This is a genomic window from Allobosea sp. (assembly GCF_035944895.1).
Lineage (GTDB): Bacteria > Pseudomonadota > Alphaproteobacteria > Rhizobiales > Beijerinckiaceae > Allobosea.
This window is the reverse complement of the sequence record NZ_DASZAT010000005.1, coordinates 1,253,847-1,277,457: the sequence shown is the minus strand read 5'-3', so window position 1 is coordinate 1,277,457 and position 23,611 is coordinate 1,253,847. Positions and strand designations below refer to the sequence as shown.

Below are 23,611 nucleotides of genomic sequence, written 5' to 3'. Positions count from 1 at the left end.
AACATCACCAGGTGTCATTGGCCTACTGCTGGCGATTCTTAATGGCGGTACGGTCCCAATCGCTATCCTCGGGTTTCTGCTCGCATTCGCCACCTTCCGCGCGACGACGATCCCGTTCTTCTTAAAGATATTCTCGGGCATTTTCGGCACGGAGTACGTCCTCTTCGGCGCCGGGACGCTAATGGCCAAAATCGGGCTCTGGCCCGCCGCCTGGCAGGCCATCGCGCCGCCGGCCAGCCTCGCTACGACGGTCGCCGTCTTCGGCATCCTGATCTATCTGGTGTCCTTCGTGCCGGTGGTGCAACGCATCGCCCGCATCGCCTCGCCCTATTTCGAATCCTCCGAGCCGCAGATCGCCAATCTCGGGCCGCTCGGCCGCTATCGCATGCGGCTCGGCACCTTCGCGGTCGCGCTCGTCGTCTTCCTGATCGTGCTCAACCAGGCGCAGGTCGGCATCTCCCTGCGCATCAACTTCTTCTACCGCGATTTCAACAACGCCCTGCAGGAGAAGAACGCGCCGGTCTTCTGGGAGCAGCTCGTCAACGTCTTCTGCGTCTGGGCGGCGATCTCGGTGATCAGCTATCTGATCGAGACTGTCGCGCAGTCGGTGCTGCTGATCCGCTGGCGCGAATGGATGGCGGCCGAATACAACAAGCGCTGGCTCGGCAACGGCAATCATTACCGCATCTCGCTCGCCGGCACGGCCGACAACCCCGACCAGCGCATCTCGGAAGATACCCGCTCCTTCCTGAACCAGACCTACAGCTTCTCGCTGACGCTGATCACCCAGGTTTCGACACTGGTGTCATTCTCGATCGTGCTGTGGTCCATTCCCGTGGCCATCACGGTGCCCGGGACCGACATCGTCATCCCCGGCTTCATCTTCTGGGCGACGCTGATCTATGCCGCGATCGCAACATGGGTCACCCATCTGATCGGCAAGCCGCTGATCTCGCTGGAGTTCGAGCAAGAGCGGCGCGAGGCGAATTTCCGCTTCGCCCTCGCCCGCCTGCGCGAATACTCCGAGCAGATCGCGTTGATGCGCGGCGAGACTGCGGAGCGACGCCATCTCGGCGAGACCTTCGGCGGCATCGTCGAGAACTTCTACCGGCTGCTCTGGCGCAAGCTGAAACTGACGACCTTCACCCTGTCCTACAACCAGGCCAACGTCGTCATCCCTTACGTCTTGCTCGCGCCCTACTATTTCGGCGGCCAGATCGCCTTCGGCGTGCTGACGCAGGTCGCCTCGGCCTTCGGCCGGGTCGAGACGGCGATGTCGTTCTTCATCAACAGCTACCAGTCGATCGCCTCCTATCTCGCCTCGATCAACCGCCTCACCACCTTCGAACAAGCGATCGTCAAGGCGGAAGCCCAGGGCGCCGGCGGTGAAGGCGCGGCGATCGAAATCGTCGAGAAGCCGGTGAAGGACGCGACGATCGAGACGCTCGCGCTCAACCTGCCGAACGGGCAGCCGATCGTGCAGGCCTCCAACCTGACGCTGCCTGCCGGGCATTCGACACTGGTCATGGGCCCCTCGGGCTCAGGCAAGTCGACCCTGTTCCGGGCGCTTGCCGGAATCTGGCCGTTCGGCGAAGGCAAGGTCGCGACGCCGGAAGGGCAGCGCATGCTGGTGCTGCCGCAGCGCCCCTATCTGCCGCAGGGCTCGCTACGCGCCGCGCTCGCCTATCCGTCCGAACCGGACGCCTTCAGCGATGCCGACATCCATGCGGCGATGGAGAAGGTCAAGCTCGGCCATCTCGCCGACCGGCTCGACGAGGTCGATCTCTGGGGCCAACGCCTTTCCGGTGGCGAGCAGCAGCGGCTCGCCGTGGCTCGCGCCCTGCTGACCAAGCCGGACTGGCTCTTCCTCGACGAGGCGACAGCCTCGCTCGACGAGAAACTGGAAGGCGAGATCTACGCGGTAATCCGGCACGAGCTGCCGCAAACCAGCATCGTCTCGATCGGCCATCGCTCGACACTGCGGGACATGCACGACCAGCTGATCGCGATGGAGAAGAATGCGGATGGCACCTTCAGCCCGAAGGCGAAGGCCATGGCGGAAACGGGCTGAGCGCCACTGGTCCCCTCTCCCCTTGCGGGAGAGGGTTAGGGTGAGGGGTCTCGCGACGCTGGTCGCAAGCGTCGCTCGGCCGAACGCCAGACCATCGAGACCTGAGCGACCCCTCATCCGGCCCTTCGGGCCATCTGCTCCCGCAGAGGGAGAACAAACAGGCGCCCGTCAGATACCGCGGTCGAAGCGGATTTCGCCGGCGCCCGTCTTGATGACGAGGCGGCCCTCGGCCATGTCCCATTGTCTGGCGGTGCGCAGTGCCATCAGATAGCTGCGCTCGAAATCCGCCGCGCTCTTGTCGCAGGCCATCTTGGTCACCGCGATCGGGCCGACGGCGAAGGCCTGCTGCCGCAGCGGATAGGCCGAGGCCGAGAAGGTGTTGCAGCCGGCAAAGCCGGTGCCGCGCAGATTGGAGTCGACCTTCAGCGTCGCCCGGAAACCGTTGATCGGCTTGCCGTTCATCTGGACCGCCGTCCAGGACGCGTCGAGCGGGAAGTTCTTCTCCTGCTTCGGCGGCGGAGCTTCCCCTCCCGGCTGCTCACTACGAGACGGCATCTGCTGACGACGCTGGGCGAGCGCATCGGTCACCAGCATCGGCGACAGGGAGAGAGCGAGGGCGGCCAGGAGGCCGAGGCGCGACTGCGTATTCAACTGGTCCAGACCCCGATTGGAAAGAGCGCGACGGCTCGTAGGAGAACCCGATACTTTCCACTGCACCGATCGCGGTGGCGAGCGCAAGCCTCGATCGCACCGCTTTTGGTACGACTTGCACTGAAATCGCCTCGCCCGGGTAAATTACCCGGACATTGCGTCGGGAATCCGGCGCGTCAGATCCGCGCCAGCAGCCGCTCGATCAGCGGATTGGAGCGGCGGAAGACATAGTCGAGCGCCCGTACGGTGATGTCGTCGGCGCCGGCCCTGCTCAATTCCTCGACCAGCGGGAACACGGCCTTGCGCGGGCAGTGCAAGGTGACGACGCCGTCGCCGCCGGCCGTGCCGAAGGGCAGGCGCGCGCCGAGCCGGTGCGCGATCTCGCCGAGCCGCTGCGGCGAGACGGCGTTGAGGACCGCACGGACCTCGCGCAGCGACCGCGCCTCCTCCTCCGCCGCGATGCGCGACAGGATGGCGCCGGCAGCGTCCCGCGCCTGCTTGCCCCAGGGCGCACGCACGGAGGCGACGAGATTGGCCTCCGAAGCCAGGATCACGCCGTCGTCCAGCACCTTCAGCGCATTCGCCGTCAGCGTCGCGCCGGTGGTGGTGATATCGACGACGATCTCGGCGGTGCCTGCGGCCGGAGCGCCCTCGGTCGCGCCCAGGCTCTCGACGATACGGTAATCGGCGAGGCCATGATTGGCGAAGAAGCGGCGCGTGAGGTTCACATATTTGGTGGCGACGCGCAGCTTGCGGCCGGTGCGGGCACGCATGGTCGCAGCGACGTCGTCGAGGTCCGCCATGGTGCGCACATCGATCCAGGCCTGCGGCACGGCGACGACGACATTGGCCTGGCCGAAGCCGAGCGGCGCGAGCAGCACCATGCTGGCATCGGCATCGGCGACCTGCTCGCGCACCAGGTCCTCGCCGGTGATGCCGAGATGGGCGGCACCGGAGGAGAGCTGAGCCACAATCTCGGAGGCCGAGAGATAGGCGACCTCGGCCCCGCCGAGCCCGGCGATCTGGCCGCGATATTCGCGCTGGCCGCGCGCCTGCACGAAAGAAAGGCCGGCGCGGCCAAAGAAGGCGGTGGCGTTCTCCTGCAGTCGCCCTTTCGAGGGAACCGCGAGAACCAGAGGCGCGTCGTTCGTCATGGTCTCGCTCATGCCTTGCCTCCCGCGAGACGGTCGAGCCAGAGCGAGGCGCCGACGGCCGGCACCGGCGCAGGCGCACCGAGACGCTGGAGCACGCCGTCATAGCGGCCGCCGCCGGCGATCGGCTTCAGGTCCGGCCGGGCCGGGTCGTGCAATTCGAAGATGAAGCCGGTGTAGTAGTCGAGATTGCGGGCAAAGCCGGCCGAGAACGAGATGCTGGCGACATCGACGCCGCGCGCAGCAAGGAAGCCGGTGCGTTCGTCGAAGGCGTCGAGCGCGGCGGACAGGTCGAGCCCGGCCTCGCCGGCGAGCTTGCGCAGGGCCGCGGAGGCGCCGTCGGGATCGCCGCCGATCGCCAGCGCATGCGCGATCACGCCGCTCGCCTCGCCATTGACCGGATTGTCACGCTCGGCCGCCCGCGCCAGGAAGCGCTCGGCAATGTCGCCGGCCGAACGGCCGCCGACGGTCGAGATGCCGGCGATCGAGAGCACGTCCTCGACGAAGGCGCGCGCCGCCTTGGGGTCCTGGCCTTCCAGCGCCTTGAGCAGGCCGGCATGAGCGTGCTCGACTTCATTGGTAGGCGGCTCGAGCGCGGCGACGGCATCGGCGCCCTTGCCCTGCGCGACGGCGCGCATCAGCCGACGACGGGCCGCCTGCGGCACACCGAGACTGTCGAGCAGCGCCGTGAGCAGCGCGACATCGCCCATCAGCAGGCGCGGCCGGCTCAGGCCGAGCGCCGCAGCGGATTCGACGGTCAGCGCCATGATCTCGGCATCGGCGGCAGCGAAATCGGTGCGGCCGAAGGATTCGAGGCCGGCCTGGGCGAATTCGCTCGGCTCGTTGGCGCCGCGCATGCGGAAGACCGGTCCGGCATAGGCGTAGGAGGCCGGCTCGCCGGCATGGGCGGCGATATGCGCCAGCGCCACCGGGATGGTGTACTCGGGCCGCAGGCACCATTCGCGCCCGTCATCGTCCTGCGTCAGGAAGATGCGGCGGCGGATATCCTCGCCGGAAAGATCGAGGAAGGGCTCGACGGGCTGCAGGATCGCCGGCTCGGCGCGCGAAAAGCCCTCGCGCTCGAACGGCGCGATCACGGTCTCGAGCTTTGAGCGCATGGCCGGCACTTTACAAAAACCCTGTTGCGGCGCCGTCCTAGCAGGGACGCCGGCGATTTTCGACGGTTTTTAGGGAATTGGGTGAACGGGAATCAGGCGTACCGCCCCAGGACCCGCTTCACCCCCTCGACCAGCTCGCCCACCGGCACGGAGAACTGCGCCTGCGCCTGCCGCTCCTTGTGCTCGGCCGAGTCCTTCACGTCGCGGCCCGCCGCGGCGAGTTCCGCGCCGAGGATCAGGTCCTTGATCACCACGGTGCCGGCCTCGCGCTCCGAGGAGCCTTGAATGACTGCGCAGGCGGCGCCGCGCCGGTCGGCATATTTCATCTGGGCGTTGAAGCCGGACGAGCCGAGATAGAGGTCGGCGCGGCAAAGCGCCCTGCCCTCGCCATCCTTGGCCTGGCGCAGCTGCGCGACGAAAGCCTGGTAGGCCGGCATGAACTCCGGTGACTTGTTGTCCATCGCGGTGACCACGACGAGCGGCAGTTCGTTCTTCTGGTCGACGATCGGCGACTTCACCGCCTTCAGCGCCGAATAGAGCCGGGAGACGCCGATCGAGAAACCGGTCGCTGGCACGGGCTCGGGCCGGAAGCGGCCGACGAGGCCGTCATAGCGCCCGCCGCCGGCGACCGAGCCGAAGCGCACGACCTGCCCGTCCTCATTGGTGACCGGGAAGGTCAGCTCCACCTCGTAAACCGGACCTGTATAGTATTCGAGGCCGCGGACGACGGAGGGGTCGATGCGGATGCGGCCCGGCCCATAGTCGGAAGCGCGAAGAAGCTGCGCGATTTGCGCCAGTTCTTCGACCCCCTCCATCCCTCTCGCTGAACCGGCAACAGCGTCGCGCGCGAAGGAAAGAGTCATGTCATCCGAAGGCCATGTCTCTTCACCCGGCGGGTCACCCGCCGGTGCCGATTCCCCTCTACGTTTGGACGCCTCCCGCAAATCCGGTGTGCTCTCGCGAAAGGCAACTTGCCCTGTCAAAAGAAGGATACGGCTGGCTTGCTCGTCATTCAGCCCCGCGCCCTTCGTGAAATCTCCGCTCTCGTCCTTGCGGCCTTCGCCGAGCAGCAGGCGCACGCCTTCCGGCCCGAACTTGTCGAGCTTGTCGATCGCCCGCAGCACGGTCAGCCGGCGGCCGGCATTCTCCTCGCCGCCGAGGCCGATCGCCTCCATCACCCCGTCGAGCACCTTGCGGTTATTGACCTTGACGACATAGTCGCCGCGCTTGATGCCGAGCTTCTCCATCGTGTCGGCGGCGAGCATGCAGATCTCGGCATCGCCGGCGACTGTGCCGCTCCCGACGATATCGGCGTCGAACTGCATGAACTGGCGGAAGCGCCCCGGGCCCGGCTTCTCGTTGCGGAAGACATAGCCGGCGCGATAGCTGCGATAGGGTTTTGGCAGCGCGTCGAAATTCTCGGCGACATAGCGGGCGAGCGGCGCCGTCAGGTCATAGCGCAGCGACAGCCACTGCTCGTCATCGTCCTGGAAGGAGAAGACGCCCTCGTTCGGCCGGTCCTGGTCCGGCAGGAACTTGCCGAGCGCATCGGTGTATTCGACGAAGGGCGTCTCGACCGGGTCGAAGCCGTAGAGCGAGAAGCTCTCGCGGATCACGGCGAGCATGCGCTCGGTGGCGGCGACATCGGCCGGACCGCGATCGACGAAACCGCGCGGCTGGCGGGCCTTCAGCTTGGCAGGGGCGGACTTGTCGGCGGACATGGCAGAGGAGCTCTGTAGGTAAATGCCTATTGATGTTCGAGCGGGTTAGCCCGCTGAGCCGTCAGGGGCAAGCACGGCAGCGCAATCCGGCTAGGCGCAGGCGGCTAAAGCGCCAACCCCTCATCCCAATATGGCGTCGCCCCGTAGAGCTCGGCGAGATAGTCGACGAAGGCGCGTACCTTGTGCTCCATGTGCCGGCGGCTCGGATAGACCGCGTAGACCGCAACGCGCTTGCCGACCGAATAGTCCGGCAGCACCCGCGCCAGAGCGCCCGATTTCAGCTCCGGCCCGACATCCCAGGTCGAGCGCAGGGCGATGCCGACGCCGGCCAGCAGCGCCTCACGTACGACTTCGCTGGAATTGGTCCGCAGCTGGCCGTTGATCTTGACCGTCACTTGGCCTTCCGGTCCGTCGAGACGCCATTGGTCGGCATTGTGGGCGATGAGGGTGTGGCGCGCGAGGTCTTCGATCGTCTCGGGGACGCCACGGGCGGAGAGATAGCCCGGCGTCGCGCAGAGCACGCGGTGGTTCGGCGCCAGCCGCTTCGCCACCAGGCTGGAATCGCGCAGGTCGGCGATCCGGATCGCGACGTCGAAGCCATCAGCGACGATGTCGACGAAGGCGTCGCTGAGAATCAGCTCGACATTCACCGCCGGATTGCGATCGAGGAAGGGCTTGAGATGCGGCGCGACATGCATCCGCCCGAACGAGGTCGGCGCCGAGACGCGCAGGGTGCCGCGAGCCTGCCCCGCACCGCTGGCGACCCAGGCCTCCGCCTCTTCGATCGAGCCGAGGATCGAGACGACGCGCTCATAGAAGCCCTGGCCGGCCTCCGTCAGCGAAAGCTGGCGGGTGGTGCGCTGGAGCAGGCGCACGCCGAGACGGTCCTCCAGGCGCCGGATGCGCTTGGAGATAACGGCCGGCGAGAGATTGAGCTCGCGCGCGGCGGCGGACATGCTCCTGGCCGTGACGACATGGGCGAAGACGTCGAGGTCGCCGAACCGATCCATCCGTCCCCACCTTTTCTGTTTTGGAAACAATCATGCACGTTACTCGCGCTGCGTCCCCTGTGGAAGTATTCTAGAGTCGCGCCGAGGCGCCCGGCCCTATCCTGCGAGACGCGGCCCTCGGCCGCTCTTCGGGATGGGCGCTGGCAAGGCATGGAGGACCGAGTTTCATGAGTGCGATCGCGTTTCCGGCGCCCGATGCCGGCATCCTCGCCCGCCGCGACGCCATCCTCGCCGGCCTCAGGCCGCTGGTCGCGCCGGATGCGCTGATCACCTCCGAGGACGAGCGGCGCCCTTACGAGACCGACGCGCTGACCGCCTATCGCCGCATGCCGCTCGCCGTGGTGCTGCCATCGACCACGCGGGAGGTCGCGGCGGTCCTGCGCTATTGCTCCGAACAGGGCGTGCCGGTGGTGCCGCGCGGCGCCGGCACCTCGCTCGCCGGCGGCGCGATCCCGCAGGAGGACGCGGTGGTGATCGGCGTCTCCAAGATGAACCGCATCCTGGAGATCGACTATGCCAACCGGGTGGCGAAGGTGCAGGCCGGCGTCACCAATCTCGCCGTCAGCGGCGCGGTCTCGGCCGACGGCTTCTTCTACGCGCCCGACCCGTCCTCGCAGCTCGCCTGCTCGATCGGCGGCAATATCGGCATGAACTCCGGCGGCGCGCATTGCCTGAAATACGGCGTCACCACCAACAACATCCTCGGCGTCACGCTGGTGATGCTGGACGGCAGCATCGTCGAAATTGGAGGTAGCCACCTCGATTCGCCCGGCTACGACCTGCTCGGCCTGATCAATGGCTCCGAGGGCCAGCTCGGTATCGTCACCGAGGCGACGGTGCGCATCCTGCGCCAGGCGGAAGGCGCGCGCCCCGTGCTGTTCGGCTTCCCGACCAGCGTCGAGGCCGGCGCAGCGGTCGCCGCCATCATCGGCGCCGGCATCATTCCGGTGGCGATGGAGTTCATGGACAAGCCGGCGATCGAGATCTGCGAGGCCTTCGCCCATGCCGGCTATCCGATGGATTGCGGCGCGCTGCTGATCATCGAGGTCGAGGGCTCCGAGGCCGAGATGGACGCCCAGCTCGCCCGCATCGTTGCGATCGCCAGGGAGCATGGCGTCGGCACGGTCAAGGAGAGCAAGTCGGCGATGGAGACGGCGGCGATCTGGAAGGGCCGCAAGTCCGCCTTCGGCGCGACCGGCCGCATCGCCGACTATATCTGCATGGACGGCACGATCCCGACCGGGCAACTGCCCTTCGTGCTCGAGCGCATGGACGAGATCATCAAGGGCTATGGCCTGCGCGTCGCCAATGTCTTCCATGCCGGCGACGGCAACCTCCACCCGCTGATCCTCTACAACTGCAACGACCCGATCGAGGCGCAGAAGGCCGAAGATGCCGGCAACGACATCCTCAAGCTCTGCGTCGAGGTCGGCGGCTGCCTGACCGGCGAGCACGGCGTCGGCATCGAGAAGCGCGACCTGATGACGGTGCAGTTCAACGAGGTCGATCTGCACCAGCAGCAGCGGGTCAGGGCGGTGTTCGATCCGCGCTGGTTGATGAATCCGGCGAAAGTGTTTCCCTTGGAAGGGCGGATCGCTGCGTGAGCTTTGTCATTCCGGGGCTCGCGCAGCGAGAACCCGGAACCCACGACCGGGTGAGCGGGATGGCGTATTTCGTCTACCTCATGGCGAGCAAACGAAGCGGTACGCTCTACCTGGGCATCACCAACGATCTGGCGAGACGTGCCCATGAGCACAAATCGAAACGGAACATCGGATTCACGAGCCGCTACGGGGTCGACAGGCTGGTCTGGTACGAGCAGTTCGAGGATGTCAGGGATGCGATCGACCGGGAGAAGGTCCTGAAGAAATGGCGCAGAGCCTGGAAGATCAAGCTCATCGAAGACATGAATCCGGAATGGAAGGATTTCTATGAAGGCCTGTCCTGACCGACGATACCCAGTCGTGGGTTCCGGGTTCTTCGCGATGCGAAGCCCCGGAATGACAGAGGTGGGCTTCTGATGCTCCACACTCCCACCACAGAGGCGCAGGCCTGCGCCGTCGTTGCCTCGATCGTCGAGGCGCGCGTTCCGCTCGCCATCCGCGGCGGCGGCACCCGTTCCGGCCTCGGCCGGCCGGACAACGCCGTCAGCACGATCTCCAGCGCCGAGCTCACCGGCATCACCCTGTACGAGCCTTCCGAGATGGTGATCGGCGCAAAAGCCGGCACGCCGCTGAAGCTGATCGAGGAGACGCTGGCAAGCCGGGGCCAGATGCTGCCCTTCGAGCCGATGGACCACCGCGCCCTGTTCGGCTCGGAAGGCGAGCCGACGATCGGCGCGATCGCGGCCGGCAACATCTCCGGCCCGCGCCGGATCAATGCCGGCGCCGCCCGCGACTCCCTGATCGGCATCAAGCTGATCAATGGCCGCGGCGAGCTGGTGAAATCCGGCGGGCGGGTGATGAAGAACGTCACCGGCCTCGACCTGGTCAAGCTCGTCTCCGGCAGCTTCGGCACGCTCGGCTTCCTGACCGAGGTGACCTTCCGCGTGCTGCCGCGACCCGAGCGCATCGTCACCTTGATCTGGGAAGATCTACCCGACGAGGCGGCAGTCGCGCTGCTCTCGGGCGCACTCGGCTCGCCCTTCGAGCCGATGGCGGCAGCGCATCTGCCGGCCGGGATCGGCGCAGAGCAGGCACGCACCTTGCTCAGGCTGGAGAACTTCTCGGCCTCGATCAGCTATCGCGCGGCCGAACTCGCCCGCCTGCTGAAGGGCCATGGCCGACCCGAGTTGATCGAGGGCCGCGCTTCGGACGCGCTCTGGCATAAGGTCAGGGATGCGACCTTCTTTGCCGGCACGCAGGAGGCCGTCTGGCGGCTTTCGCTCACACCGACCAACGGACCGAAGGCGACCGACGCGATCGCGCGCACGGTGCCGGGTGCGCGCTGGTTCTACGATTGGGGCGGCGGCCTGGTCTGGCTCGCCGTGCCGGACGACGGTGACGCTGGAGCAGCGGCGATCCGCGCGGCGCTGAAGCCGCTCGGCGGCCATGCGACGCTGGTGCGGGCGCCCGATGCGGTGCGGGCAGCGGTTCCCGTCTTCGAGCCGCTTTCCGAGCCGCTGATGCGGGTGACCGCCGGCATCAAGAAGAGCTTCGATCCGGAGGGCGTGTTCGAGCCCGGCCGGATGTATGCGGGCATTTGAGAAGCGACCATGCAGACCAACTTCACGCCCGAGCTTCTCGCCTCCGATCCGCGCCTCCCGGCGTCGGAGAAGATCCTGCGCACCTGCGTGCATTGCGGCTTCTGTACCGCGACCTGCCCGACTTATCTCCTGCTCGGCGACGAGCTCGATTCGCCGCGCGGGCGCATCTACCAGATCAAGGACATGCTGGAGAGCGGCAAGCCGGCGACGCCGGATGTGGTCAAGCATGTCGACCGCTGCCTCTCCTGCCTGTCCTGCATGACGACCTGCCCCTCGGGCGTGAACTACATGCACCTGGTCGACCATGCCCGCGCCCATATCGAGGAGACCTATGAGCGCCCCGTCGCCGACCGGACGCTGCGGGCCATTCTCTCGGCGATCCTGCCCTATCCGGGGCGTTTCCGCCTGGCCATGCTGGCGGCGAGGCTCGGCAAGCCGCTCGCCGGAGCGCTCGGCGCCCTGCCCGTCATCGGCGCGCGCCTGAAGGCGATGCTGGCGCTGGCGCCCTGGAACCTGCCCGACCGCTCGGCGATGGAGGGGCCCGCCTCCTTCCCGGCCGAAGGAGAGCGGAAGCGACGCGTCGCCATTCTGTCAGGTTGCGCCCAGCCGGTGCTCGACCCCGGCATCAACGAGGCAACGATCCGCCTGCTGACCCGCCACGGCGTCGAGGTGGTGCTGCCCAAGGGCGAGGGCTGCTGTGGCGCGCTCGTCCACCATATGGGCCGCGAGCATGACGCGCTTGGCTTCGCCCGCGCCAATATCGACGCCTGGATGGCCGAGATCGAAGGCGCAGGGCTCGACGCCATCCTGATCACGGCGTCGGGCTGCGGCACCACGATCAAGGACTATGGCTTCATGTTCCGCGACGACGCGGCCTATGCACAGAAGGCGGCGACGGTTGCCGGCCTCGCCAAGGACGTGACCGAGTTCGTCGAGACACTGGAGATCGCTCCCACCCGGAGCTTCGACCTCACCGTCGCCTACCATTCCGCCTGCTCGATGCAGCATGGCCAGCAGCTCAAGGACGGGCCGAAGCGCCTGCTGGCGCGGGCTGGTTTCCGCGTGAAGGAGGTGCCGGAAGGCCATATCTGCTGCGGCTCGGCCGGCGTCTACAACATCCTGCAGCCGGAGATCGCCGGGCAGCTGCGCGAGCGCAAGGTCGGCAACATCCAGCGCACCAAGCCGGACCTCGTCGCCACCGGCAATATCGGCTGCATCACCCAGATCGCGAAGGGCTTTGCCGATCGCGGCGCGACGACGCCGATCCTGCACACCGCCGAACTGCTCGACTGGGCAACCGGCGGGCCCTTGCCTGCGAGGCTGGCCCAGGCGGGGATCGGGGAGGCGGTGGCACCGGAACTGGTCGCGGCGGAATGACGACGCGCGTCATGCTCGGGCTTGCCCCGAGCATCTCAGGCCGGATGAGGCTCCAGCCGGCGCCTTCTCGTCCCGATATTCTCGGGTCTGCGCTTCGCTGCGCCCGAGAATGACGCCCGGACATGCTGCCCCTGTGCCTCGTGCGATTGCCTCGGTCCTTCCAATCGCCGATCTTGCCGCTCCGCTAAGGGAGGATCGCCATGACGTTCGGCTTCATCGAGGGTTTTCGCGTCGAGGTGCTCGACCCGCGCTTCCACCGGATCGTGCCCGGCTCGGCCCGGATGGAGCGGCTGTGGACCGGGGCGCGCTGGTCGGAAGGCCCCGCCTGGTTCCCGGCGCACCAGACGCTGGTCTGGTCCGACATCCCCAACAACCGGATGCTGCGCTACGACGCCCTCACCGGCCAGGTCGGCACCTTCCGCCAGCCGGCGCGCAACTCGAACGGCAACACCGTCGACCGGCAAGGCCGGCTCGTGACCTGCGAGCATGGCGGGCGGCAGGTGACGCGCACCGAGCATGACGGCTCCGTCACCGTGCTGGCGAGCCATTATCAGGGCAAGCGCCTGAACTCGCCCAATGACGTGGTGGTGAAGTCGGATGGCTCGATCTGGTTCACCGACCCCGATTACGGCATCCTCACCGACTATGAGGGCGACAAGGCGCAGAGCGAGATCGGCCGCTGCAATGTCTACCGCATCGATCCGCAGAGCGGCGCGGTGACCATCGCCGCCGACGACTTCGTCAAGCCGAACGGGCTCGCCTTCTCTCCCGACGAGAGCGCCCTCTACATCGCCGACACCGGCGCGAGCCATGATCCGGAGAACGGGCCGCGCCATATCCGCAAGGTCGCGGTCACCGGCGATGGCGCCAAGCTCGGCGTCTCCTCGGTCTTCGCCACCTGCACGGCCGGGCTGTTCGACGGCTTCCGCTTCGACGTCGAGGGCCGGCTCTGGAGCAGCGCCGCCGACGGCCTCCACGTCTACGCCCCGGACGGCACGCTGATCGGCAAGGTTCTGGTGCCGGAGGTGGTCGCCAATCTCTGCTTCGGCGGGCCGAAGCGGAACCGCCTGTTCATCTGCGGAACCACGTCGCTCTATTCGCTGATGACCCACACCAACGGCGTCGGCTGAGCGTCAGCCCGCATCCTCGCGCTTCTCCGGCTTCACCCAGCCGACGAGGAAGGGCATCAGCAGCCCGAGCAGCATGAAGCGCACCAGATGGTGCGCGCCGACATAGAGCGGGTCGAGCCCCATGGCGAAGGCGAGCATAGCCATCGCCTCGAGCCCGCCGGGCGCGAAGGCGGCCATGGCGCTGGCATAGGGCACGCCGGCGAGCCAGGCCGCCGGCCAGGCGAAGGCGAAGGCGACCGCCATCGAGACGACGAAGCCGCCGATCGCGAGAGGGAACAGCGCCGCAATCTCACCCCGCTTCAGGTTCGAGACGCGCCCGCCCATGGCCGCGCCGAGCATGATCATCACCGCAATCGCGATCTCCGGCGGCATGGTGCCGTGGACGAGACCCGTGCCGTGCAACACGGCGCTCGCCAGCGTCGCGCCGAGGATGAAGGGCGCGGTGACGCCGATGCGCTCGAAGATCAGCCCTGTCACCAGCCCGCTGCCGAGGAGCAGCGCCAGGTCGCCGACGCTCGCGACCGCGACCGGAGGCGGCAGGGAGAGCGGGGTGCTGCCGCTGCTCAGCTTCATGATGCTGGGCAGCACCGCGACCAGGACGAGGATGCGGAAGAGCTGGATCGCGGCGATGCGGCCGATATTGGCGCCCTTGTCCTGCGCCACCGAGATCACGGCGGAGAGCGCTCCCGGTGCGGCGGCGAGCAGCGAATCGATCCAGCTCCAGCGCGCGACGAAGCGCAGATAGGCGCCGGTCGCCAACATGATGGCGAGGAGGCCGACGACCAGCACCAGCAGCGAACCCGGATAGCGCGCCGTCGCAGCGAGCGCCTCGGGCGTCGCGGCCGAACCGATCAGCGCGCCGGACATCACCATGGTCGAATCGAACCAGGGGCGGCGCAGGTCCGGCAGCGGCCGGGTGATGCCGAAGATCGAGACCACCAGCATCGAGCCCGAGAGCCAGGCCGCCGGAACACCGAGCAAGGTGAACAGGGTGCCGCCGACCGCCGCGCAGGCGATCACCGCCGCTTCACGCGACAGGGTGCGCAGATGGTAGGGGATGTAGCTCGGGACAGGCATGAGGCTCGCGATGCGCCGTCAGGACGCATCGGGCATCAATGAAGGCGGCTGACGCTCAGGTCAAACGCCCCTGGCGCAAGCGGGGCATGACGGTCTGGTCTAGTGCCACGGAAGCCCTCTCCCGCCGCAGGCGGGGAAGGGAATCCCGTCGCGTTGGTCTCGAACTCAGCCCGCCAGCGCCTTCTGCAATCGCGCCACCGCCTCGTGGAGGTCCGAAGCCTTGCGGGCGAAGCAGAACCGGAGACCGGTCTCGCCGCCGGGTCCGAAGGCCGTGCCCGGCGCCAGGCCGACATTGGCCGTATCGACCAGGTCGATCGCCAGCTTGCGGGAATCGGTCCAGCCGTCGACGCTGAAGAACTGGTAGAAGGCCCCGTCCGGCGCTTGCAGGTTGACCCGGTTGGTCGCCTTCAGCCCTTCCGCGACGATGCGGCGGCCTTCGGTGGCGCGGGCGATCTGCTCGGCGACGAAGGGCTCGCCCTCCTCCAGCGCCGCGATGGCGGCGCGCTGGACGAAGACCGGCGAGCCGGAGGTCGAATACTGGATCAGGTTCTCGACGATCTGGCCGAAGGCCGGCGGCACCTCGATCCAGCCGACACGCCAGCCTGTCATCGCCCAGTTCTTCGAGAAGGTCTGGACGAAGAGGACGCGGTCCTCCTGCTCCATCACGTCATGGAAGGAAGCGGCACGCGGCGAGCCGTCATAGACGAAGCGGGCATAGATCTCGTCGGCGATGATCCAGATGCCATGCTTGCGGGCGATGGCGAGGATGGCGGCGAGCTCATCGCGCGTCGCGGTCCAGCCGGTCGGGTTGGCCGGCGAGTTGATGACGAAGGCGCGGGTGCGCGGCGAGATCGCCGCTTCCAGCTTTGCGAGGTCGAGCGTGAAGCGCCCGTCCTTGAACTGCATGGGAACGCAGACCGGATTGGCGCCGGCGACGCCCATGGCGGCGGCGAAGTTCGGCCAGGCCGGGGTCGGGATGATCAGCTCGTCGCCGACGCCCGCGATCAGCCGGACCGCGATCTGGACCGACTGCATGCCGGAGCCGGTGACATAGAAGCGGTCCATGGCGAAGGGGCGGCCATAGAGCGCGCTGTGATAGCGTGCCAGCGCCTCGCGCAGCTCGGGGATGCCGCGCTGCCAGGTGTAGAAGGTCTCGCCATCGGCCAGCGACTTGTTGGCGGCGCGGACGATGAACTCGGGCGTCGGCAGATCGCCCTCGCCGACCCAGAGCGGAATCAGCCCGGGCTTGAGCCGGCCATGATTGACGACCTCGACGATGCCGCTCTCGGGGGCGTTGCGCGCCTCGGGGCGCAGGTCGGCGATCAGGCTGGTGCCGGCCGGTGCGTGCATGTTCATGGGCGATCCTTCAGGCGATCCGTCGCGAGAGACATGCAGGCCAATCTAACGCAGATCGCGCCCTGGCGGCATGAATTGACGAGATCGACCCGATCGGTCGCGGTGATGGATCGCGAGGCGTGCCGGCGACCCGGCACGCCTCGAAAAGTGCGTCAGGCCTTCTGCTTCAGCAGGTCGCGGATCTCGCCGAGCAGGACGACATCCTGCGCGGGGGCCGGTGGCTCGGCCGGAGCAGCAGCGGCTTCCTTGCGCTTGAGCCGGTTGATGCCCTTGACGACCATGAACAGCACGAAGGCGATGATCATGAAATTGACGGCGATGGTGAGGAAGTTGCCGTAGGCCAGGACGGCGCCCTGCTTCTTGGCATCGACAAGAACGGGCGAGGTGACGGCGCTGTTGAGGCCGATGAAGTAGTTGGAGAAGTCGACGCTGCCGATGGCGCCGATCAGCGGCATGATGATGTCGCCGACGAGCGATTCGACGATCTTGCCGAAAGCCGCGCCGATGATCACGCCGATGGCGAGATCGACGACATTGCCCTTGAGGGCAAACTCCTTGAATTCCTTGATCATGGTGCGCGCCTTTCCGAATGCTTGGCCACTCCTCGGCATCACGCTGTGCAATGCCGCCTCCCTGCGCAAGCTAGACCACCGGCGCAGGCGCTGGAAACAGCTTTCCAGCCGTTTTCCTTGGCCTTTCCCACGGAAAAGGCGCCTTCCGGGCCCTGATCATCCAGCTTGCGAAGATCAGGCGACTGCGAACGCTGCGGCAGCAGCCGGCGGCGGCCGTCTGTGCGCTGGCTCCTCAGAAGCCTTCGAGAACGATCTTGCCTCTGGCCTTGCCGCTTTCGAGCAAGGCATGGGCTCGCCTGAGATTGGCCGCATCGATCCGGCCGAAATGCTCGCCGAGCGTGGTCCGGAGCTTTCCGGAATCGATCAGGGCGCCGACCTCGTTCAGCAATTCGTGCTGCCTGATCATGTCGGCCGTGCCGAAGATGGAGCGCGTGAACATCAGCTCCCAGTGCAGCGAGACGCTCTTGCGCTTGAGCTTCGTCACATCGATCGGAGCGGGATCGTCGATCAGGCCGAAGCGGCCTTGCGGCGCGATCAACTCGACGATCTCGTCGAAATGCCGGTCGGTCTGGGTGGTCGAGAAGACGAAGGCCGGCGCGCCGATGCCGAGTGCCGCGACCTGGGCCGCCAAGGGCCTGGTGTGATCGACGACATGGTCGGCGCCGAGCTCCCTGACCCAGGCCTGCGTTTCCGGCCGCGAGGCGGTCGCGATCACCGTGACGTCGCCGAGCTGTTTGGCGAGCTGGATCGCGATCGAGCCGACGCCGCCGGCACCGCCGATGATCAGCAATGCATTCGCCGCGCCCGGAACGGGCTTGCGGATGTCGAGCCGGTCGAACAGCGCCTCCCAGGCGGTGATCGCGGTCAGCGGCAGCGCCGCCGCCTCCGCGATTGAGAGCGAGGCCGGCCGGCGCCCGACGATGCGCTCATCGACCAGATGGTATTCGGCATTCGTACCCGAACGGCCGATGGCACCGGCGTAGAAGACCTTGTCTCCCGGCTGGAACAGCGTGGCGTCGGCACCGACCGCCTCGACGGTGCCGGCGGCATCCCAGCCGAGGACTTTCACGCCGCCCGCCTCGGGCTGCGAGCGCAGGCGCATCTTGGCGTCGACCGGATTGACCGAGACCGCCTCGACCCTGACGAGCAGGTCACGGCCGGCCGCCCCCGGCTTGTCGAGGGTGAGGTCGAGCAGCGCCTCGGGATGCTCGATGGGATGGGATGCGCGGTAGCCGACGGCCTTCATCGGAATCTCTCCTGTTGCAGGCCGAGACATACTGTTAGGCTCGGTGGCTGCAATACGCACAAATCGGACCAGTAGTATCACAATGGATACTGTCAGATGATCAAGACGAAGAAGCGCTATGACTGCGCCGCCGGCTGCCCGGTCGAGGTGACGCTCGACCTGATCGACGGCAAGTGGAAGGGCGTGATCGTCTACCACCTGCTCTCCGGCACGCTGCGCTTCAACGAGATCCGCCGGAAGCTGCCGAGCGCTACGCAGCGCATGCTGACCCGGCAGTTGCGCGAGCTGGAGGAGTGTGGGCTCGTCCTGCGTACGGTCTATGCGCAGGTTCCGCCGCGGGTCGACTATGCCCTGACCGAGGAAGGCCGCTCGCTCGAAGAGATCGTCCGCGCCATGCATGCCTGGGGCGAGCGCCGGCTGGAACGGCTGGCGCAGGTACCGACAGCCGCCTGAGGACAGGCCGAAAGGCCGATGGCGGCGATCGCGCCACAACGATAGATTTGCCGGTGATCGCCGTTGCAAGGAGGCCCGATGCTCCCGGCCTGGTCCGTCGTCCTGAGCGCGCTCGGCTATCTCTGCGTGCTGTTCGCGATCGCCCATCTCGCGGACACGACCGGACGTCGCCTGATGAGTGGGCGGGCGCGCACCACGATCTACGCGCTGGCGCTCGGGGTCTACTGCACCTCCTGGACCTTCTACGGTTCGGTCGGCTTCGCCAACCGGGCGGGCTTCGACTTCCTCGGCATCTATGTCGGCCCGGCGCTGGTGATCGGGCTCGGGCATCGCTTCGTCGCCCGGATCGTCGCCATCGCCAAGTCGCAGAACATCACCTCGATCGCCGATTTCGTCGGCGCGCGCTACGGCAAGAGCGAGCGCGTCGCGGCGCTGGTCTGCATCGTCGCGGTGATCGGCGCACTGCCCTATATCGCCCTGCAATTGAAGGCGGTGGCGAACTCGCTCTCGGTGTTCTTCGCCGCGGCCGGCGGGCCGCCGCCGATGACCGACATCCCGATCCTGAGCGACCTCGCCTTCCTCGTCGCGCTGGTGCTCGCCGGCTTCGCCTGCGCCTTCGGCACCCGCCATATCGACGCGACCGAACACCAGGACGGACTGGTGCTGGCGATCGCGGCGGAGTCGCTGGTCAAGCTCGTCGCCTTCCTGGCGCTCGGCGTCTTCGTGGTCTACGGCCTGTTCGACGGCGCCGGCGACCTCTTCGCCCAGGCAGCGCGGGCCGCCGGCGACATGCCGCCGATCTGGGAGCGGACATCGAGCTGGCCGATGTTCCTGACGCTGACGGCGCTGTCCTCCTGCGCCGCGCTCTTGCTGGCACGGCAATTCCACATGGCGATCGTCGAGAACCGCGACGTCCGCGACGTGCGCCGTGCCGCCTGGATGTTCCCGCTCTACCTCGTGCTGATCAACCTGTTCGTGCTGCCCCTGGCGGCCGCGGGCGAGATTCTCCTGCCCGGCACGGCGATCGACCGCGACATGACCGTGCTGCTGCTGCCGCTGGAGAAGCAAGCCGGCCTGATCGCTCTCTTCGTCTTCATCGGCGGGCTCTCGGCGGGCACCGCGATGGTGATCGTCGCCTCGGTCGCGCTGGCGATCATGATCTCGAACCATCTCGTCACGCCGCTGCTGCTGCGCGGGCGCGGCGTCAACGTCGATCCCGAGCAGGCAGCCGCGCTGCTCGAAGGCGGCCAGGGCCGCAGCGGCCCGACCGGCGGCGATCTCGGATCGCAGGTCGTGCATATCAGGCGCCTCGCCATCGTCGCCGTGATCCTGCTCGGCTACGCCTATTACCGCGCGGCCGGCGAGGCGGCGCTGGTCTCGATCGGCCTACTCTCCTTCGCCGCCACGGCGCAGATCGCGCCTGCCTTCTTCGGCGGACTGATCTGGCGGCGCGGCACTGCGCTCGGCGCCGCCGCCGGCCTGACGGTGGGTCTGCTGACCTGGCTCTATACCTTGCTGATGCCGAGCCTCGCACTGCCCGGCGGCTATTGGGCGGGAATCGTCGCGCACGGACCGCTCGGCATCGCCTCCTTGCGGCCGGAGGCGCTGTTCGGCCTGCCGCTGCCGCCCCTGCCCCATGGCGTGCTCTGGAGCCTCGGCATCAACCTCGTCTGCTATGTCGGCTTCTCGTTCATCCGTCCGGCAAGCGCGATGGAGCGGCTGCAGGCCAATGCCTTCGTCGAATCGGACCGGGCGACCATGGCCCAGTCCTTCTCGCTCTGGCGCTCCAGCGTCACCGAGGCGGAGCTGCAATCGACGATCGGGCGTTATCTCGGCCTGGAGCGGACACAGCGCGCCTTCGAAGGCTTCGCCCATTCGCGCGGCGAGGTCCTGAACGGCACCCGCGAGGCCGACATCCACATGCTGCGCTTCGGCGAGCACCTGCTCTCCTCCGCGATCGGCGCCGCCTCCTCCCGCCTCGTGCTGTCGCTGCTCTTGAAGCGGCGCAACCTCTCGACCGAGGCCGCCTTCAAGCTGCTCGACGATGCCTCGGCCGCCCTGCAATACAATCGCGACATCCTCCAGAACGGCCTCGACCATGCCGGCCAGGGCATCACCGTGCTCGACCGCGACCTCAGGCTGCTCGCCTGGAACAAGGCCTTCATCCAGCTCTACGACCTGCCGCCCTCGCTGGTGCGCTTCGGCACCGGGCTCGACGAGATCGTGCGCTACAACGCCCAGCGCGGTGCCTATGGCGCCGGCCGGCAGGACGAATTGATGGCGGCGCGGCTTGAGAGCTTCGTCAACGACCGCGAACCGGTCCGGCTCAAGCTCTACCCCTCGAAGAACGTCATCGAGATCCGCTCGAACCCGCTGCCCGATGGCGGCATCGTCACCACCTATACCGACATCACCGATGCGGTCGCGGCCGAGGAGGAGCTGGAGCGCACCAACGAGACGCTGGAAAAACGCGTCGCCGAGCGCACCGAGGAGATCAGGCACGTCAACACCGAGTTGCAGCGCGCCAAGGCCGAGGCTGACGAGGCCAACGCCTCGAAGACGCGCTTCCTCGCCGCCGCCAGCCACGATATTCTTCAGCCCCTGAATGCCGCCCGGCTTTACGCATCCGCCCTGGTAGAGCGCGATCGCAGCAGTGCGCAGCCCGACCTCGCGGAGAACATCGACGCTTCACTCGACGCGGTCGAGGAGATCCTGACCGCCCTGCTCGAGATATCCAGGCTCGACGGCGGCGCGCTCAAGCCGGAGATCAGCGCCTTCCGCCTCGACGAGCTGATGCGCCAGCTCCAGCGCGAATTCGAGCCGAGCGCCCAGGAAAAGGGGCTCCAGCTCGTCTTCGTGACGACAGCCGTGACCGTCCGTTCCGATCGGCGCCTGCTGCGCCGCCTGCTGCAGAACCTGGTCTCGAATGCGATCAAGTACACGCCAAGCGGCAAGGTGCTGGTCGGCTGCCGCCGGCGCGACGGGCAGGTCGCGATCGAGGTGCTCGATACCGGCCTCGGCATCCCCACGAGCAAGCAGAAGACCGTGTTCCGCGAGTTCCAGCGTCTCGACCAGGGCGCCAAGGTGGCGCGCGGCCTCGGCCTCGGCCTCTCGATCGTCGAGCGGATCGCGCGCACCCTCGACCACAAGCTTGCCCTCGCCTCGACGCCTGGGCGCGGCACGCGCTTCTCGATCCTGGTGCCGCGGGCCGCCCCGCTGCCGGCGATGGCGACGACGGCCGCCACGCGCGGTACGCCATCGAGCAGCCAGCTCGCGGGCCTCAAACTACTCGCCATCGACAACGAGCCGACGATCCTCGATGGCATGCGCCTCTTGCTTGGCGGCTGGGGCTGCAAGGTCGAGACCGCAGGTGGTCTCGACGAAGCCTCATCGCTCATCGCCGCCGCCGGCGCGCCGGATGTGCTGATCGCCGACTACCATCTCGACCATGGCGAGAACGGCATCGCGGTGATCTCGGCGCTGCGGCAGCAGGTCGGCGGGCTGCCGGCGATCCTGCTGACGGCGGATCGCTCGCCCGAGGTGCGCGAGGAAGCCGCGGCGCTCGACATCCATGTGCTCAACAAGCCGCTGAAGCCGGGGGCATTGCGGGCGCTGCTGGCGCAATGGCGCGCGACAAGGCTGGCGGCGGAGTAAGAAAACCGCGAGGGTTTTCCACGAGTATCCTTGTCATCCCGGACAAGCGGCGAAGCCGCGCCGATCCGGGATCCATTCCTGAGCCTTTCCGACAGACGTTCCGGAATGGGTCCCGGGTCTCCCTGCGGTCGCCCGGGACGACTCGGAACAGGGAAGGCCTATTCCGGCACGGGCTCGGCAATTGCCTGTCCTGTCGCCCCAGCCTGCCGCAACGCGTCCTCGGCGGCGAGAAAGGCCGCGACCTCGGGGCTCGGCTCCGGGCTTTCCACGGCGACGCCCATTTCTGCGAACAGGCGCTCGGCCGGCACATAGGCCCTGCCCTTGCGATCATAGAGCGCCGCCCGCACCAGCGCGACCGCGGCGACGATCTCGCTGCCGTCGCGCCCGTCCGCCAGAACACGGTGCTGGATCACCACCCAACCCTCGCTCCAGCACAGCAAGCGCGTCTCCAGCCTGAGCGCCCGGAACAGGCGGACCTCGCGGCGGAAGCGGATTGTGCCGCAATTGACCACCGGCACCCAGCCATGGCGCAGGATCGCGCGCCACAGGCCGCTGCGCAGCATCAGGTCGGCACGGCCGAGATCCATCAGCCCCCAATAGCGCGCATTGTTCATGTGCAGGCTGGTGTCGAGATCGTGGAACCAGACCCGGAAAGGCAGGATCGAGGCCTCGAAAGGCGGCTTCAGCTTCGGCTGGAAGGGCCGCGTCAGCAGCAGCCAGATGAGGCGGAACCAGAGATTCATCGGCAGCGTCCCGGATGGAATAGTTCAGTTGTAAACTATTTTAACGCCACGGCCAGACCCGCCTATCCGGTCGATCTGAACGCCCCGCCTCATCTCGACCCAGACTGGAAAAATGCGAATGCTGCGCCGCACGATCCTGCGACTCAAGACGCCGCGATAGCGTCGCCATGCGGATTTGGCAGGATCACGCGCAAGATCATGCTTGCCAAGCGCGCTTTTTCCGCAGAAGCATCTGCGCTTTCCGGTGACCGCGTCAGACGGCACCCGCCCACGGGACGACGCTCCAGCGATGCAGATCGAACTCGATTCCCGCGACAAGACGATCCTGCGCATCCTCCAGAAGGATGGCCGGATCACCAATTCGGACCTCGCCGACAAGGTCCATCTCTCGCCCTCCGCCTGCCTGCGCCGTGTGCGCCAGCTTGAGGAGAGCGGGCTGATCCGCGGCTATGTGATGATGCTCGACGAGCGCATCGCCGGCTTCCCCGGCACCGCCTTCGTCTTCGTCACGCTCGACCAGCAGGGCCGCGCCTCGCTGGAGAGCTTCGAGAAGGCGGTGCAGGACCTGCCGGAGATCCTCGAATGCCATCTGCTCGCCGGCGCGCACGACTATCTGATGCGGGTGATCTATCGCGACAGCGCCGATTTCGAGCGCATCCACACCGACATCATCACGCAATTGCCTGGTGTCACCCGGGTTCAGTCGACGCTGACGCTGCGCACGATCAAGAAGACCTCGGCCCTGCCGATGTGAGAGCCGGGGTTGCGAGAGCGGGCCTCAGCGCCGATAACGAGCCCCCAACAGGAATCGTGCCCGTGACCGACGCCAAGACCAATGCCGATGTCGCCGGCCTGCCCTTCGAGGCGGCCCTGAAGGAGCTGGAAGGCATCGTCGCCCGGCTCGAACGCGGCGATGTCGCGCTGGAAGAATCGATCGACATCTACACGCGCGGCGAGGCGCTGAAGGCGCGCTGCGACGCGCTGCTGAAGCAGGCGGAGACGCGGATCGAGAAGATCACGCTCGGCGCCGACGGCAAGCCGACAGGGACCCAGCCGCTCGACGTCGGGAACTAGGA

20 protein-coding genes are annotated in these 23,611 nt (G+C 67.3%); 10 read left to right on the top strand and 10 right to left on the bottom strand.

The features are described 5' to 3' along the window. The first annotated feature begins 181 nt into the window (after positions 1-181). On the top strand, positions 182-2,071 hold the full coding sequence (locus VGV58_RS08400; protein ID WP_326873514.1) for an ABC transporter ATP-binding protein/permease: 1,890 nt from the start codon (positions 182-184) through the stop codon (positions 2,069-2,071). A gap of 168 nt (positions 2,072-2,239) precedes the next feature. On the opposite strand, the gene VGV58_RS08395 is transcribed toward VGV58_RS08400, so the two are convergent. The 5 genes from VGV58_RS08395 to VGV58_RS08375 form a co-directional block, all read right to left on the bottom strand. Next, positions 2,240-2,722 carry an META domain-containing protein gene (locus tag VGV58_RS08395; protein ID WP_326873513.1) on the bottom strand — a complete coding sequence of 161 codons (483 nt, stop codon included), beginning with the start codon at positions 2,720-2,722 and terminating at the stop codon, positions 2,240-2,242. Between the two features lie 176 nt (positions 2,723-2,898). Next, on the bottom strand, positions 2,899-3,888 hold the full coding sequence (gene hisG, locus VGV58_RS08390; RefSeq protein WP_326873512.1) for an ATP phosphoribosyltransferase: 990 nt from the start codon (positions 3,886-3,888) through the stop codon (positions 2,899-2,901). Beyond that, entirely contained in the window at positions 3,885-4,991 is a 1,107-nt protein-coding gene (locus tag VGV58_RS08385; protein ID WP_326873511.1) for an ATP phosphoribosyltransferase regulatory subunit, read from the bottom strand. Before VGV58_RS08385 ends, hisG begins: the two co-directional genes overlap by 4 nt. A 92-nt stretch (positions 4,992-5,083) precedes the next feature. Then, the gene (gene hisS, locus VGV58_RS08380) at positions 5,084-6,712 is read right to left on the bottom strand and encodes a histidine--tRNA ligase (RefSeq protein WP_326873510.1); all 1,629 of its coding nucleotides are present in this window, start codon (positions 6,710-6,712) and stop codon (positions 5,084-5,086) included. A 104-nt stretch (positions 6,713-6,816) separates the two neighbouring features. Then, entirely contained in the window at positions 6,817-7,722 is a 906-nt protein-coding gene (locus VGV58_RS08375) for a LysR family transcriptional regulator (protein ID WP_326873509.1), read from the bottom strand. A gap of 167 nt (positions 7,723-7,889) precedes the next feature. Between VGV58_RS08375 and VGV58_RS08370 the strand changes: the two genes are divergently transcribed. The 5 genes from VGV58_RS08370 (at position 7,890) to VGV58_RS08350 (ending at position 13,434) form a co-directional block, all read left to right on the top strand. Beyond that, positions 7,890-9,326, top strand: a complete 1,437-nt coding sequence (locus tag VGV58_RS08370) for an FAD-linked oxidase C-terminal domain-containing protein (RefSeq protein WP_326873508.1) — start codon at positions 7,890-7,892, stop codon at positions 9,324-9,326. A gap of 59 nt (positions 9,327-9,385) precedes the next feature. Further along, on the top strand, positions 9,386-9,670 hold the full coding sequence (locus VGV58_RS08365; RefSeq protein WP_092163337.1) for a GIY-YIG nuclease family protein: 285 nt from the start codon (positions 9,386-9,388) through the stop codon (positions 9,668-9,670). A 69-nt stretch (positions 9,671-9,739) separates the two neighbouring features. Beyond that, a complete protein-coding gene (locus VGV58_RS08360; protein ID WP_326873594.1) occupies positions 9,740-10,927 on the top strand; it encodes an FAD-binding protein in 1,188 nt (395 codons plus the stop codon). Positions 10,928-10,936: 9 nt separating this feature from the next. After that, positions 10,937-12,304, top strand: a complete 1,368-nt coding sequence (gene glcF, locus VGV58_RS08355) for a glycolate oxidase subunit GlcF (protein ID WP_326873506.1) — start codon at positions 10,937-10,939, stop codon at positions 12,302-12,304. Between the two features lie 200 nt (positions 12,305-12,504). Then, on the top strand, positions 12,505-13,434 hold the full coding sequence (locus VGV58_RS08350; protein ID WP_326873505.1) for an SMP-30/gluconolactonase/LRE family protein: 930 nt from the start codon (positions 12,505-12,507) through the stop codon (positions 13,432-13,434). Positions 13,435-13,437: 3 nt separating this feature from the next. Here the strand turns inward: VGV58_RS08350 and VGV58_RS08345 are convergent, their stop codons facing one another. From VGV58_RS08345 to VGV58_RS08330, 4 genes are all read right to left on the bottom strand, one after another. Further along, positions 13,438-14,511 (bottom strand): AbrB family transcriptional regulator, encoded by a 1,074-nt coding sequence (locus tag VGV58_RS08345; RefSeq protein WP_326873504.1) that lies wholly within the window; start codon positions 14,509-14,511, stop codon positions 13,438-13,440. 165 nt (positions 14,512-14,676) lie between these two features. Beyond that, a complete protein-coding gene (locus VGV58_RS08340) occupies positions 14,677-15,867 on the bottom strand; it encodes a pyridoxal phosphate-dependent aminotransferase (protein WP_326873503.1) in 1,191 nt (396 codons plus the stop codon). Between the two features lie 152 nt (positions 15,868-16,019). Continuing rightward, positions 16,020-16,439 (bottom strand): large conductance mechanosensitive channel protein MscL, encoded by a 420-nt coding sequence (gene mscL, locus VGV58_RS08335; protein WP_326873502.1) that lies wholly within the window; start codon positions 16,437-16,439, stop codon positions 16,020-16,022. Between the two features lie 232 nt (positions 16,440-16,671). Beyond that, on the bottom strand, positions 16,672-17,685 hold the full coding sequence (locus tag VGV58_RS08330; RefSeq protein WP_326873501.1) for a zinc-binding alcohol dehydrogenase family protein: 1,014 nt from the start codon (positions 17,683-17,685) through the stop codon (positions 16,672-16,674). A 96-nt stretch (positions 17,686-17,781) separates the two neighbouring features. Between VGV58_RS08330 and VGV58_RS08325 the strand changes: the two genes are divergently transcribed. Beyond that, on the top strand, positions 17,782-18,138 hold the full coding sequence (locus VGV58_RS08325; protein WP_326873500.1) for a winged helix-turn-helix transcriptional regulator: 357 nt from the start codon (positions 17,782-17,784) through the stop codon (positions 18,136-18,138). A 78-nt stretch (positions 18,139-18,216) separates the two neighbouring features. Beyond that, on the top strand, positions 18,217-21,792 hold the full coding sequence (locus tag VGV58_RS08320) for a hybrid sensor histidine kinase/response regulator (RefSeq protein ID WP_326873499.1): 3,576 nt from the start codon (positions 18,217-18,219) through the stop codon (positions 21,790-21,792). Positions 21,793-21,950: 158 nt separating this feature from the next. On the opposite strand, the gene VGV58_RS08315 is transcribed toward VGV58_RS08320, so the two are convergent. Continuing rightward, positions 21,951-22,535 (bottom strand): thioesterase family protein, encoded by a 585-nt coding sequence (locus tag VGV58_RS08315; protein ID WP_326873498.1) that lies wholly within the window; start codon positions 22,533-22,535, stop codon positions 21,951-21,953. Between the two features lie 289 nt (positions 22,536-22,824). Between VGV58_RS08315 and VGV58_RS08310 the strand changes: the two genes are divergently transcribed. Further along, complete coding sequence (locus VGV58_RS08310; RefSeq protein ID WP_193219601.1) at positions 22,825-23,289, top strand: Lrp/AsnC family transcriptional regulator; 465 nt, start codon at positions 22,825-22,827, stop codon at positions 23,287-23,289. A 62-nt stretch (positions 23,290-23,351) separates the two neighbouring features. Next, positions 23,352-23,609, top strand: coding sequence for an exodeoxyribonuclease VII small subunit (locus VGV58_RS08305; RefSeq protein ID WP_326873497.1), 258 nt, complete (start codon positions 23,352-23,354; stop codon positions 23,607-23,609). Positions 23,610-23,611 lie beyond the last annotated feature (2 nt).

Excerpts from the sequence above, each read along its gene's own strand:
- VGV58_RS08400 (WP_326873514.1), top strand. The coding sequence starts at position 182 with ATGGCCAAAATCGGGCTCTGGCCCGCCGCCTGGCAGGCCATCGCGCCG.
- hisG (WP_326873512.1), bottom strand. The coding sequence starts at position 3,888 with ATGAGCGAGACCATGACGAACGACGCGCCTCTGGTTCTCGCGGTTCCC.
- VGV58_RS08385 (WP_326873511.1), bottom strand. The coding sequence starts at position 4,991 with ATGCGCTCAAAGCTCGAGACCGTGATCGCGCCGTTCGAGCGCGAGGGC.
- hisS (WP_326873510.1), bottom strand. The coding sequence starts at position 6,712 with ATGTCCGCCGACAAGTCCGCCCCTGCCAAGCTGAAGGCCCGCCAGCCG.
- VGV58_RS08375 (WP_326873509.1), bottom strand. The coding sequence starts at position 7,722 with ATGGATCGGTTCGGCGACCTCGACGTCTTCGCCCATGTCGTCACGGCC.
- VGV58_RS08370 (WP_326873508.1), top strand. The coding sequence starts at position 7,890 with ATGAGTGCGATCGCGTTTCCGGCGCCCGATGCCGGCATCCTCGCCCGC.
- VGV58_RS08365 (WP_092163337.1), top strand. The coding sequence starts at position 9,386 with ATGGCGTATTTCGTCTACCTCATGGCGAGCAAACGAAGCGGTACGCTC.
- glcF (WP_326873506.1), top strand. The coding sequence starts at position 10,937 with ATGCAGACCAACTTCACGCCCGAGCTTCTCGCCTCCGATCCGCGCCTC.
- VGV58_RS08350 (WP_326873505.1), top strand. The coding sequence starts at position 12,505 with ATGACGTTCGGCTTCATCGAGGGTTTTCGCGTCGAGGTGCTCGACCCG.
- VGV58_RS08345 (WP_326873504.1), bottom strand. The coding sequence starts at position 14,511 with ATGCCTGTCCCGAGCTACATCCCCTACCATCTGCGCACCCTGTCGCGT.
- VGV58_RS08340 (WP_326873503.1), bottom strand. The coding sequence starts at position 15,867 with ATGAACATGCACGCACCGGCCGGCACCAGCCTGATCGCCGACCTGCGC.
- mscL (WP_326873502.1), bottom strand. The coding sequence starts at position 16,439 with ATGATCAAGGAATTCAAGGAGTTTGCCCTCAAGGGCAATGTCGTCGAT.
- VGV58_RS08330 (WP_326873501.1), bottom strand. The coding sequence starts at position 17,685 with ATGAAGGCCGTCGGCTACCGCGCATCCCATCCCATCGAGCATCCCGAG.
- VGV58_RS08325 (WP_326873500.1), top strand. The coding sequence starts at position 17,782 with ATGATCAAGACGAAGAAGCGCTATGACTGCGCCGCCGGCTGCCCGGTC.
- VGV58_RS08320 (WP_326873499.1), top strand. The coding sequence starts at position 18,217 with ATGCTCCCGGCCTGGTCCGTCGTCCTGAGCGCGCTCGGCTATCTCTGC.
- VGV58_RS08315 (WP_326873498.1), bottom strand. The coding sequence starts at position 22,535 with ATGAATCTCTGGTTCCGCCTCATCTGGCTGCTGCTGACGCGGCCCTTC.
- VGV58_RS08310 (WP_193219601.1), top strand. The coding sequence starts at position 22,825 with ATGCAGATCGAACTCGATTCCCGCGACAAGACGATCCTGCGCATCCTC.